We start from the raw sequence: 12,605 nt of genomic DNA on the forward strand, positions 1-12,605 counted from the left end.
AGGAAATCAAAATACTGCCTAACAGCATATGGCATGCGCTTAGAAAAGCACATCTGCAATTTCAGGCTCTTTGTCAAAAACTGATTTTGCAAATGGACATAGTGGTAGAATTTTCAGGTGCTCCTTTCGTGCGAAAGCCACTGCCGCCATGAGCATTTGTCTTCCTAAACCTTTGCCTGTGTAGTTTTCGCTAACCTCAGTATGGTCAATAATGAATTTTGTTGGACCAGCCCAAGTATACGTCATCTGTGCAACTGACCTTTCCTGATCCATCACTTCAAAGCTACCATGCTTTTCTTCGTTTTTATGTACTACTTCCATCGATGATAAAATTTAATGTATAACATAGTGCAAAATAAAAAAAACTACTGAACCAACCTACCTGTACTGTTGATCCATACACATATGGTTAAAAATTGACTGAATTATAACAGTGTCTGCCTTTGTAATAAATCTGTTGTCAGTATTCACCGAGTTAAATAATATTGTATATTGACACAGTAATAGAACTTTCTATTTTTCATAATTTAGGTTAATAATTGGTATCCCCATACTGTGTACAGTTTGGGGATTTTTAATTGGACTGTAAGTCTGCTGCTGATTGCTATGTGCAAAACACAAAAAAAGATATTGATATACTAAAAATGTTAGTATATTTGTTCTGAGGAGCTATTATGGATAGAAGTAAAAAACAGGAGTTTGCCATTGTGGACATCGAGACCACAGGTGGGAATGCAAAGTCGAGCCGAATTACAGAGATCGCCATTGTTATCCATGATGGTAACCAAGTTTTGGGCCGTTGGGAAACTTTGGTAAATCCTGGGAAGGATATTCCTAATTCTATTTTTGCACTTACTGGCATTGACAATGATATGGTCAAGGACGCGCCATTGTTTGAAGAAGTGGCGGAACATGTTTACAGTTTATTAAAGGATCGAATTTTTGTTGCCCATAACGTGAATTTTGACTATTCTTTTGTCCGTTTTCAATTGCAAGAAGCGGGAATAGAATGGTCATCCATCAAATTGTGCACGGTACGTTATGCACGAAAAATAAGACCAGGCCTACTATCGTATAGCTTGGGCCGTTTGTGTGATTATCTGGATATACCGATCGAAAATCGACATCGGGCAGGAGGGGACGCCGATGCTACTGCTATTCTCTTTGCCTATCTGCGCGCCTTGGACACAGAACAGATTTTTCAAGACATGATCAAGCACAAGTCTATTGAACAACGGTTTCCACCCAATTTGAATCTCAAGGAGTTTGAACAACTTCCGCATGAGCCTGGCGTTTATTATTTTCATAATCAAGCGGGCCGGGTTATTTACGTTGGAAAAGCAGTAAATATTAAGAAGCGGGTGCTGTCTCATTTCACGGGCAACAATATTCAGGCACAAAGGCAGCACTTTTTAAAAGAAATCTATCATATAAGCTATGAGTATTGTGGTACTGAATTGATGTCCTTATTGTTGGAATGTGCAGAGATAAAAAGGTTATGGCCTAAATACAATAGAGCACTGAAGCGGTACGAGCCCAAATTTGGTCTATTTTGCTATGAGGACCAAAATGGATACCTGCATTTGGCCATTGATAAAATAAACAGGGGCCAGGATTGTCTTCAGTTATTTCAGCGGGAATATGATGCTATTCAATTGTTGCAGTCACTCATGCGCACAGGAGATATCTGTCCCTATTTTTGTCAATTTGGCAGTGCCAGTTTGGCGACAAAATCGGTCCGAAACAGCCCACTGCCAGATAGAGAGTTGCATAATACACGCGTGGAAAGATGTATTGATCAATGGTTGCAGCAGCGCCCTTCCTATGTACTCCTTGACAAAGGAAGGAATGCCGAAGAAAAAAGTTGTATTGTGGTGAAGGATGGACATTTTTATGGGATGGGGTATATTGATCAATATTGTCAGTGGAATGATATTGAGGATATCAGTATGCAAGTAAAAACCTACCAAAGCAATCATTATATGATGGAATTAATTAGGCAGACAGCAGAAAGATATCCGGATAAAGTGTGTTTTTTTGCAAAAGATACCATAGGTCAAAGGGTGGCGGCAGAAGCTGAATCATCTTATGACAGAAGGGCCGAACATAGTCTGTTTCATGCCTGGTGATGGCTAGGTTAGAAAGAGTCAAAGAAGCAGTTCGTCATATCAATCTCAGTAATCTGTTAAATAAATGTGAAAAGGAAGTTTGCTTTTATTTTTGGTCTAATAGTTGAAATAATCTAGATGTAGAATATTTAAAAAGACTTTTCATAATTTAGGTTAATAATTGGTTAGTTAAGACCTGGGGCTCCCAACCTCAGGTCTTCTTTTTTTTGGGAACCTGACGTGATTTTACTGTTTTTTTTACATCTTCTAGTTGATTAAAGGCATACCTATTTTATAATTCAATGGGCTGTTTTGACCGCTATATCCATTTTAGGTTACTCAGGTTTCTATTGTAATGTTTTAGCTGTCAGTGTCTTGTGTTTTGTCCCCCTTTTGTCCCCCTCATTTTTTTCTCTGACGGGTTAATTTCAGCTACTTTAGTTACTGCATACTGTAACAGCGGAATTAGTAAACAAAGGATGGGGCGTTTTCTAAAAGTAGCTACGGTATATCTTATCCATATCTTTATATATAAAAGGGCCTTAAGGCCCTTTTTTTATGATCGTAAATGGTCTATGCAAATTCAATCTACCAGCGCCATGTGCCAGCGAGTAGGTTGTGAATGTTGCAGCTTTAGCATAAATAGGTGCATTTCTTTGAGTTATGGGAGTTGTTTAATAGTTAATCTCAGCTAGACTGCCATTCTTTACCATCAGCCGGTTTTCAGTAGTTCAATAGCACGTACATAGTACTATTCAAGTATATTTTTCTACGTACTGAAATAGTACTATATCTGTACTTCATCAATACTTGACAAGTACTTCATCAGTACTTGACAAGTGCTTCCATCTGTACGGGATGACAGCCGTACCAAAATATGGCTAGCGAAGACGTTCATAAAGCCTGTTATTTTTAACTTTTATACTGCAAATATTTCTTTATACTAAAAGTGTGTAAACATGATAAAGCGATACGCATCACCATGGCCTTAATAGGGACCTATGCAATCATAAAAAAAAGCATCCAATTTTTTGGATGCTTTTTTTTGATATGTTATTGAATACTCGACTATTAGAAGTTTGGCTTCAATAAATATTTATCATAGAAACGGAAAATATGGTCAGCAGCTTCTTCAGCTGTATCGACGATACGGTAAAGCTTCAAATCTTCCTCACTGATATACTTGTTTGACAGCATCGTATTTTGCACCCAATCCATCAGGCCTTTCCAGTATTCGGAACCGACCAATACAATTGGGAACCGGGCAATCTTGCCTGTTTGTATCAATGTAATCGCTTCAAAGAGTTCATCCATGGTTCCAAAGCCACCTGGCATCACGATATAGCCCTGAGAGTATTTCATGAACATGACTTTTCTGACAAAGAAATATTTAAATTCTAATAATTTGTCTCTGTCTATATATTTGTTGTGAAATTGTTCAAAGGGTAATTCTATATTGAGCCCCACAGACTTGCCTCCAGATTCATGGGCACCTTTATTTGCTGCCTCCATGATGCCTGGACCACCACCCGAAATAATACCATAACCGCGCTCGGTCAATAGCGCTGCTATGTCTACGGCCATCTGATAGTATTTATGTTCGCGGGGTGTACGTGCCGAACCAAAGATCGATACGCAAGGGCCGATTTTAGCTAACTTTTCAAATCCATCCACAAACTCCGACATGACTTTAAAGATCTGCCATGAGTCCTTTACCTTAATTTCCTGCCAAGTTTTATTCTCAAATGCACGGATAATTTTATCTTCTTTTGTAATGTCCATATAGTACTTTATACATTAAATATCTAATACACCTTTTTTCAAAAAGGAATACAATATAGCTATTTTTTTAAAACTAGTTACTCTTTGCGATTATTCTTACATTTGCATTATGAATTTTTCTTCTAAACTTCTTGAAAATGCTGTTGCAGAATTCGGTAGATTACCAGGGGTGGGACAAAAGACTGCATTAAGACTGGTGTTGCATCTTTTGAAGCAATCTGATGCTGATGTAGCCCGTTTTACAGCGTCTCTGGACCGATTGAAGGAAGATATACAGTATTGTCAGGAATGCTTTAATATTTCGGATCATACCACCTGTGAGATCTGTGCTTCCTTTAAACGGGACAAAAGTCTCATTTGTGTGGTGGAAGATACCCGTGATGTCATGGCTATTGAAAATACCAATTCCTACCAGGGGGTATATCATGTTTTAGGAGGGCTCATTTCGCCCATGGATGGGGTAGGCCCTGCGGATCTGAAAATCGAAGGATTGATCAATCGCGTTCAACGGGGTGAAGTAGAAGAAATTATTTTGGCTTTATCGGCTACCATGGAGGGAGATACAACCATATTTTACCTCTACCGTAAATTGCGTGAGTTTAATGTGAAGATCACCACAATAGCACGTGGGATTGCATTTGGTGGCGAACTGGAATATGTTGATGAACTAACTTTAGGAAGGTCGATTGCCACACGGGTACCTTATGAGCGTCATGTCGGTTAATTATAGGTCAAATAGATCTGCTTAACATGTTCGTGAACTTTTCTGCCTTTTATGATTTGCTTCTGCCTCCATGTAGGTTCTGTGATGCGGCTGTTAGCCCGTTTATTCTTGAGGATATTGAAATAAGCAATTTGTCCAATTATAGTTTTTCCCAGTCCCAGCAAATTACAGGAATACCGCCCCAAGAGGTGATTGTTATAATACAGATGGATTTCCCGCATGAGTCTTCGACCAAATTTAGACCTTGGATAAGCTGCGTCTACGGGCTCTTCCATGAGCGCCTGAGCCAGTGCTATGCTATCCTCATCACCCCCTTTTTGGGTCATGGTCCAGTAATACAATGCCTTGATCGCCTCCTCCTCAGAGTCAGGTAAAAAGTCCGCCGGGATACCAAGCAGTGTCCCAATGTATTTCCAAAGGTGGAATAGCCCTTCCTTTTCTTCTTTTAATATCTTGAATTTCATCTGCTTCAATCCTATTAGGTAAACTAAAGAAAAACCTAAATTCGTGGCCAACATATCCCAGGTATTCAGCGGAATTCCCCACTTGTTTATTTTCCATCCCCCATATTTGAGCAGGTTTAACCGGGCGAATGAATGTATACAGCGGGTCATGAGTATAGCTTCAATGCCAATGCCTCCTTCTTTTAGGGCATTGTCGCCGGTGATATCCACCCAAAAAGTAACGGTTTCCGTTAGGCGCTTCACAGCCCCCTTTTTTAATGCTCCCGTAAAGATCAGCGGTTTATTGATCGCACTCGATTCATATCCGCCCATTAAGCAATAATCCCGTAATACAATTAGCCCGGATAGACCTGATCGCTGACTGATCGCAACGCCCTGTTGTAATTTATTCCAGTCCAGCCATGCAGGTTCCAGCGGTAACCTAGCGATGAAATCCGAAATTAAGCTTTTGTAGAGATCTGGGACGGATTTCCCTTGCAAATAATCAGCAATGAATTGCTGCCCCTGGGTAAAGCCTATTTTTAAATGTAAATTCTTAACAAGTTGGTCGCAGCTGTCATCGCTTTGATACAATAAGGGAATCAATTTGTTAGCGTCAGACAGTACAGGTTTTTCTGTTAGTTTATCCAACAAAGACGCACCGATACCTTTTGTCCAATAGTATTGGAAAGCAGTGCGGTTGATTTCATAACGTTCAGGAATTTGCATATTTGAAAGAAAGGTATTAACACTGATAGGTTGCATTTATTTCCATATTTACCCAAATTATTGTATCTCCCAATATATATAACTTCCTGTTATATATAGGATTGAATTATCTTTTTTAAACTGGAAGTCTATATAGTCTGTTTGACAGGAAGATAGATCACTACAGCAGAACTGTCGGGCAATTTTGAAATGCAGTCGAAATGAACCTTGTGAGCTTTTGGCCTCAAACAAAATGTGATCAATGTACAAATCGATTAAAGTAGGGGCGCCATCCTGATTTTCCAGCTGACTGACGACTTGGTCTGCAATCAGTTGGCACTGTTCTTTACTTAGTAGTTCAAGGAACAGGATAGGATCCCGTACAAGAGATTCCATACTGCTGTTTGTGGTCACCTGAAATTGTAATTTTCTGTCTGTCATAGGATGATGTTATTGTGGAACTATTTCCCGCCATCTGGGGATATATAAATTAAAAATAGCTTCGGAAGCTTGTTTCGTTTTTTTTGAAAATTTACAAAATGCCATCAAAATAATCAAATTGACCTGTTCCCGGTCCAAATCAATCAGACGTTGTGAAAAACTGATCTTAGATCCGCGAATGCTATAGTATGTTTTCATGCTGCTACTGATTCGGATCTCGGTCACATTATAATTGTCCAACTGCTCCTCCCAATAGGCAATCAATTTGGTCAATTCATTGTATAGATGTCTTTGTTTCCAATGATGCAACAGTTTCATTGTATTGACGGTTGGTCTTTGTGTCACACATAGGCTGGTTGTGGTAAGTTCTACTGTTGCCGTTGCTGAAGCATGGTAAATTTTGACCAGATAAGGTTTTTGAAATAAATGATAGGGATGGTCCAAATATACATAGGGAAGTTCTTGTATGTTTCCTTGCGGTGGATGCAAGTGGATATACTGTTTTAAGGAGACGATATCATAATAAGGTGGCGCATAGATCCGGTAAGGTGAAGCGCTGCCCTGAATCTGTACATAATCTTTATCCCAGCTAATCAATTCATAAAAGTTATTTCCAAATTCAATCTGCATATCGGGGGTGAATAATGTTTTAAAGTTGTTTATAATCAATTTGTTGTCTGTTGATCCCTACCTTGTATAACCAAAATTTTATACATGGCACAACCTTTGATTTTTACTAAACAGAAATCAAAGTAACTATATTTTTGCATTAAACACATTAATTATGAGAAAATTCATTCAAATCTTAGGTTTAGGCGTATTTATTTTGACCATTTTGGTCGGATTTACAGGCTGTAGTAAAGACGATGATCCGGCTGATAATGATATTTTTATTGGAAAATATGAAGGTACCATCGCATTTGATGACCTAAAAGACGACAGCAAGGACGTAGCCTCTGGGAATGGGGTAATTACAGTAACCAAATTTGGTGATAGTTATAATTTTGCCTTTGGGAATGGAATTCCTGACCTCAATGGCGTGGATTTTGAGAAGAAGGGCAATGTTCTGATCAGTATTGGTTCGGCTGGTACTGGAGCCATTCGGATAGATGCTGGTAAACTCACCATTGGGTACACAAAAGATGATCGTGTATGGACGGCTGATTGCGAAAGAAAGTAAGTGATACGCCACGAAGAATTATAAAGGGAACAGTTGTTTTAATATACAATTGTTCCTTTTTGTTTTTTATATTTAATCAATTATCTTTTGGACTATTTATGTATCACCCTACCGACCATTTTCCAATATTGGATCTACAGAAGTTTTATGATGGAGTCATGTCTGATCGGCACCTGCTTTTCCATGAACTTGTTGGCAAGCGGGAAATTGAAGAACCACATAAGCACGACTTTTTTATCCTGCTGTTATTTGAAAAATCTACTGGGAGTCATACCATCGATTTCAGTACATTCTCTTTGGGAACACGTCAATTACACCTTATATTTCCTGGACAGGTGCATCATTGGCGGATGGTAGACCCAACGCATGGGCTTCAGCTGATGATCAGCCGCTCATGGTTTGAAAGTCTTTTGCCTGCATTGCGCTTTCCGATTTCCTATTACCTGAAGCATTTGGTGATTGATCTCTCTGAACATCATTTTCAGGCTTTATGGACAGAGTTTCGAGCAATTTCATATGAACTGAAAGATAAGGATATTCTGTGGGAATTGATCTATGGTCGGGTAAAAGTCATAGCCTTGCTGATCAGTAAGGTTGTTCAGGATAATTTTGATGATTATGAACCCTACCAAGACAATCCTATAATGGCTAAATTTGTCCAGTTGATTGACGAATGGTATAAGACAGAACGATCTGTTGCGTTCTATGCTGAGCGATTGAATATTTCTGCAAACTACCTCAATGTTCTGAGCAACAAAATATTCCAGGCATCCGCATCTTCCTTAATCCAGAATAGGGTATTGTTGGAAGCAAAGCGATTGCTTAAGGTATCCGATAAAACGATTAAAGATATTGTATTTGACCTAGGCTTTTATGATAATGCGAGTTTTAGCAAATTTTTCAAAAGTCATACGCACATGACCCCCAGCCAATTTAAGTCCCAGCCATAATATATACACAAGTTGTCATGATTTATACAACGATGAATGTTGTAAATCCCTTAGTTTTGGATAAATTGATATGGTCATGAATAAAATAAACCAAACTAACAGCCCCTATATATTACGAAATGTGCGATTGGAAACGGGATTTCTATATGAAAAAGAAGAAATCGTGGCGACCAAAACAGCACTCTTTGACATCGAGATAGAAAATGGGAAAATAAAAACTATTGATCCAGCCAAAGAAACCGCTGGAAATCAACATTTCAATGCAAAGGGGAAACTGGCATTGCCTGCTTTTAGGGATATGCACATCCACTTGGATAAAACATTGTATGGATTGCCATGGAAAGCAGTATTTCCAAAAAATAGAACGGTAAAAGATATGATTGCCCAGGAACAGAAGATTATTCCTGAATTGCTCAAAACTTCTGTTGAGCGGGCTGAGTTGCTGATAAAGCTTTTACAGGGCTATGGGACAAATTTCGCACGGACACATTTTAATGTGGACCCAACTTCAGGCACAGCGTCACTTGAACACCTATTGCAAGCACTTGATCATGTAAAAGACTCCTTTGGAGCCGAATTAGTCGCCTTTCCGCAACACGGGCTGTACTATACCGATTCAACTGGACTAATGCAAGAAGTAGCAAAATGGCCTCAAGTTGATTTTATAGGTGGTTTGGATCCCTACAGTATTGATGGCAGTATCGAAAAGCCAATAGATTTCACCATTCAGCTTGCTGTTGACAATAACAAAGGTATTGATATTCATCTCCATGAGGGTGGGGAATCGGGCTATAAAACGATCCATTATTTGATTGATAAAGTCCTTGAAAATCCACAATTAGAGGGACGGACATTTATCAGTCATGCCTTTGCTTTGGGATCTATGTCGAAAAAAGATCTGGCCTATACCGCTGAACGTCTGGCTGCGTCCCAGGTTGGAATTGCCAGTTCTGTTCCTTTCCGAAATATGATGATGCCATTTACCGAACTTCGGAATGCTGGGGTGCGCGTATATACCGGGAATGATAACGTACAGGATCATTGGGGGACATTTGGCAGTGGAAATATGTTGCAAAAAGCAAATTTAGCAGCTCAATTATATGGCTATGAAACAGAATTCGATTTATCCCGCTGTCTACGTTATGCCACGAACGGTAAGGTGCCACTTGATGAAAAAGGGAATATTGAATGGCCTAAAGTAGGGGATGAAGCGAGCTTTCTATTGGTGGATGCAAGCTGTTCGGCCGAGGCTGTGTCCCGAATTTCTCCAGTTGCAGGATTGTTGAATAAGGGGAACACGGTCACATGGGATCTCGAAGAACAGCTATAGAGGGACCACGATCTACAAAAAGAAATGCCACTTCATGATAAAAGTGGCATTTTTTTTTGTAGAAACCAGGTGGATTGCTGAATCAATCTATAAAAGTGGTTTTGCAATAATCAATCCTGTAAGCATTGTTTTCTTGTACCAGCTGCACTTCGTTCATCGTCTTGATATGATCCGCAAAATCGATGGTGAGCGTATAGCGGTTGTCCGACAGCTCCTTGACCTCAATACTGTTAACATGAAGGGGATCATCATTTCCTCTTCCAAACAGCCACATCTCTTGTGTGTATAAAGAGTATATTTTGGCCCACTTTGCTTTATATCTCGATTCTGCTTCTACCAATTCGGCTTCAGTCAGGTTTGTGGGGCCATAGATTTCGTTGCTATCGTGCAAAAATTCTTTAAAGCGTGCTGTACATAAGGTATCTTCTTGCGCAAGATTGTAGCAGTACTTTTCCTGCGTGCCATGTTCACAGTCAAAGATCTGTACTAACCATTCTTTTGCCGGATCGTGTTTTGCAACTGGCTGTATTGGATCGTGAGTTTTTATTGATTTTGCCGTATCTCCGAATTGACTGTCCTGTGACGCTAACACAGGAATAGTCCGGTTTGAGCCTGTACAGCCCATGATACAAAATATGAGAAAAGCAATGGGTAATGATTTTATTTCCATGGTATCCATCAATTGATGCTGTAAAATTAGCACTTAATTTACAGACCTTTCTCCCGGAATACCGTGATATTTATGCTATTTGAACAGTCAGATTCTGACCAAAAAACATGCTGAGGCTGCTGGAAGCTGGGAAGATTGATTTTTTATCATGCATAAAAGCTGCTTCAATACTAATGGAGCAGCTTTTATTTTATGAACTGACCGGCAAGTAGTGCCTGTTTAACTATGGGCTACTTCTTTATAGGTATATACATTATAAGGGTAGATTTTCTTTGCCAGTACTTTGGCAATTATGCTGCTCAATAATAAAGGAGCTAGCAGTAAATATCCGGATGGTACCAAGCTCGCAATAATAAATATCGCGGTAAAAGGTGCGTGGATCGCTGCTGAAAGCATTGCTGCTGCTCCAAAGAGTGCAAAGTTAATGACAATAAGATGCGTGCCAAAGTAATGATTGCAAAACTGGGCAAAGAGTACGCCCAGCAATGCGCCAGTAACGATACTAGGTGCAAAAACACCACCATCTCCACCTGCGCCCAATGTAAGTGATGCTGCAAGAGGTTTGAGTAAGACAAGTAATACTAAGGGCAGAAAATAAAATAAATTGATAGAACCATGCAGGCTGTTCTCTAAGATTTCACCAAGCCCATGATAACTGTCTCCATACAATGCCGGCAAAAAGAAGATAAAAGTACCTACTGTTATGGCTCCTAGATTGACACGGATAAAATTATTCTTTATTCCACCGAAGAATGACTTGGCATAGATAACAATCTTGGTAAAATACAGGGCTAAAAAACCACCTATAATTCCTAATATCATAATAAAGGGAATAGCATTCCATTGCCATTGGGTTACGGTGAACGTAAACAATGGATTGGAATCTATATAATACACAAATACGGAAGCCACAAGCATTGAACTGATGCCACTTATTAACAAAGTTTTATTATACTTTCTGGCAATAACTTCAAAAGCGAATAGAAAACCGCCCAATGCACTGCCAAACAATAATGTTACGCCGGCAATTACACCTGCGCAGATCAATTCTGTCTTGTAAGCCCAGGCCGGATGAAGCCTCTTATAAGCCTGGTTTCCTACGGTGGCTGTCGCGACAACTGTGGAAACTTCGACCCCAGTTGATCCACCGAAAATTACCGTCAGAAAACCATTGATATAGTGTGAAGGGATTTTAAAGAAAGGCAGGTGATCCTTTCTGGTTTCCAATGTCGTATAAATTTCTTTTATTCCTTTATTTTTTCTGTTTTGAAAAGCATATTTCCGTAAAAAGTAGATGGCCGTAATACCTACACTCGGTAATATAATGAATAATCTATGGTCCCAGGCAGTAACTCCTTCAAATATTTCATCCTGTATATATCCTGTAATATGTTTTAGGCTGTACGCCATTAAGCAACAGATTATGCTTACAAAAACTGAACTTCCAATTAATTTTAAATAGCTATATCGGACGATTTTTTTCCGATGTGCCGTATTACCTTGCATAGTATTTTACTTTAAATCGGCACAAAGGTAAAAGTTATTTTGTTTAAAATAAACGATAAGCCATTTGTTACATACCTTTTGTTACGTTTTTGGGCATACAGTGATGAAGATCTCGAGGTGCTGAGCCAAGGCTGCCCATAAAAATCAGGAATTCATTATACCCAAGCCCATTATTGAAGGGCAATGAAAATGTCGACTTTTGCCTGATGGATATCCTGTGCCTGATTTTCATAAATTTCAAAATCTGCCGTGAAAGCCCTGGGGAGATCTGATTTCCAGATATGTTGCCAGGTCTCGTAAACTATGCCATCTTTTAAATCACCTTTGGCCTCAAAATGCTGATACCGATGCTCTTCAATACGGATACCATCCAAATCATCCGGGATATCATTCAAGGAAGCAACCTTGCAGCCCAACAAGGTGGTGTAAGGTAGGGTATGGTCTTTCTCATATTCCATATAAACACAATATAAGGCATCGGATATTTTATTTGGAATTCTATTCAGAATGTCGTTTTCAAAAAAGCGGGCCCAGAGATCGGGAATATCTTTTGCTGCTTGATTGTTCTGATTACTTGTGCGTATGGCAATTCCAACAATATTAAAAGAAGGGATAATGGATGTATTTTTCATGAGCTTTTTATTTTTTTTCAAAGCTATCATAGGGTACTGACAGTAGTATGTCATGAGTGCCTGTTGGAATTTGATAAAATTCAGCCCCACTTGATAAGGGGGCTAACAGTTAAGCAGGACCATAATATACA

At 39.2% G+C, this 12,605-nt stretch carries 13 protein-coding genes; 5 read left to right on the forward strand and 8 right to left on the reverse strand.

Going from position 1 to position 12,605, the window contains the following annotated elements:
• Nucleotides 1-39: 39 nt before the first annotated feature.
• Nucleotides 40-321 (reverse strand): GNAT family N-acetyltransferase, encoded by a 282-nt coding sequence (locus HX021_RS03215; protein ID WP_286588309.1) that lies wholly within the window; start codon nucleotides 319-321, stop codon nucleotides 40-42.
• Nucleotides 322-674: 353 nt separating this feature from the next.
• Between HX021_RS03215 and HX021_RS03220 the strand changes: the two genes are divergently transcribed.
• On the forward strand, nucleotides 675-2,129 hold the full coding sequence (locus HX021_RS03220) for an exonuclease domain-containing protein (RefSeq protein WP_286588311.1): 1,455 nt from the start codon (nucleotides 675-677) through the stop codon (nucleotides 2,127-2,129).
• Nucleotides 2,130-3,179: 1,050 nt separating this feature from the next.
• On the opposite strand, the gene HX021_RS03225 is transcribed toward HX021_RS03220, so the two are convergent.
• A complete protein-coding gene (locus tag HX021_RS03225; protein ID WP_286588519.1) occupies nucleotides 3,180-3,884 on the reverse strand; it encodes an LOG family protein in 705 nt (234 codons plus the stop codon).
• Nucleotides 3,885-3,999: 115 nt separating this feature from the next.
• On the opposite strand from HX021_RS03225, the gene recR reads away from it, so the two are divergent.
• Entirely contained in the window at nucleotides 4,000-4,614 is a 615-nt protein-coding gene (gene recR / locus HX021_RS03230; protein WP_286588313.1) for a recombination mediator RecR, read from the forward strand.
• On the opposite strand, the gene HX021_RS03235 is transcribed toward recR, so the two are convergent.
• Genes HX021_RS03235 through HX021_RS03245 form a run of 3 tightly spaced genes read right to left on the reverse strand, consistent with a single transcriptional unit; the run spans nucleotide 4,611 to nucleotide 6,836 of the window.
• Nucleotides 4,611-5,822 carry an oxygenase MpaB family protein gene (locus HX021_RS03235; RefSeq protein ID WP_286588315.1) on the reverse strand — a complete coding sequence of 404 codons (1,212 nt, stop codon included), beginning with the start codon at nucleotides 5,820-5,822 and terminating at the stop codon, nucleotides 4,611-4,613. The genes recR and HX021_RS03235 overlap by 4 nt on opposite strands.
• Before the next feature lie 21 nt (nucleotides 5,823-5,843).
• Nucleotides 5,844-6,206, reverse strand: coding sequence for a hypothetical protein (locus HX021_RS03240; protein WP_286588316.1), 363 nt, complete (start codon nucleotides 6,204-6,206; stop codon nucleotides 5,844-5,846).
• A gap of 9 nt (nucleotides 6,207-6,215) precedes the next feature.
• Nucleotides 6,216-6,836, reverse strand: coding sequence for a hypothetical protein (locus HX021_RS03245; RefSeq protein ID WP_286588317.1), 621 nt, complete (start codon nucleotides 6,834-6,836; stop codon nucleotides 6,216-6,218).
• 154 nt (nucleotides 6,837-6,990) lie between these two features.
• Between HX021_RS03245 and HX021_RS03250 the strand changes: the two genes are divergently transcribed.
• The 3 genes from HX021_RS03250 to HX021_RS03260 all read left to right on the forward strand — a co-directional run bounded on the left by HX021_RS03250 (nucleotide 6,991) and on the right by HX021_RS03260 (nucleotide 9,666).
• Nucleotides 6,991-7,386, forward strand: a complete 396-nt coding sequence (locus tag HX021_RS03250; RefSeq protein ID WP_286588319.1) for a hypothetical protein — start codon at nucleotides 6,991-6,993, stop codon at nucleotides 7,384-7,386.
• A 98-nt stretch (nucleotides 7,387-7,484) separates the two neighbouring features.
• On the forward strand, nucleotides 7,485-8,336 hold the full coding sequence (locus HX021_RS03255; protein ID WP_286588321.1) for an AraC family transcriptional regulator: 852 nt from the start codon (nucleotides 7,485-7,487) through the stop codon (nucleotides 8,334-8,336).
• A 76-nt stretch (nucleotides 8,337-8,412) separates the two neighbouring features.
• Nucleotides 8,413-9,666, forward strand: coding sequence for an amidohydrolase (locus HX021_RS03260; protein WP_286588323.1), 1,254 nt, complete (start codon nucleotides 8,413-8,415; stop codon nucleotides 9,664-9,666).
• A gap of 82 nt (nucleotides 9,667-9,748) precedes the next feature.
• On the opposite strand, the gene HX021_RS03265 is transcribed toward HX021_RS03260, so the two are convergent.
• The 3 genes from HX021_RS03265 to HX021_RS03275 all read right to left on the reverse strand — a co-directional run bounded on the left by HX021_RS03265 (nucleotide 9,749) and on the right by HX021_RS03275 (nucleotide 12,474).
• Entirely contained in the window at nucleotides 9,749-10,336 is a 588-nt protein-coding gene (locus tag HX021_RS03265; RefSeq protein ID WP_286588324.1) for a hypothetical protein, read from the reverse strand.
• 219 nt (nucleotides 10,337-10,555) lie between these two features.
• Nucleotides 10,556-11,746: a chloride channel protein gene (locus HX021_RS03270; RefSeq protein ID WP_286588326.1), complete on the reverse strand. Its 1,191-nt coding sequence runs from the start codon at nucleotides 11,744-11,746 to the stop codon at nucleotides 10,556-10,558.
• 266 nt (nucleotides 11,747-12,012) lie between these two features.
• On the reverse strand, nucleotides 12,013-12,474 hold the full coding sequence (locus HX021_RS03275; RefSeq protein WP_286588328.1) for a GyrI-like domain-containing protein: 462 nt from the start codon (nucleotides 12,472-12,474) through the stop codon (nucleotides 12,013-12,015).
• Nucleotides 12,475-12,605: the final 131 nt, after the last annotated feature.

The sequence above is a fragment of the Sphingobacterium sp. N143 genome (assembly GCF_030325625.1).
Taxonomy (GTDB): Bacteria; Bacteroidota; Bacteroidia; order Sphingobacteriales; family Sphingobacteriaceae; genus Sphingobacterium.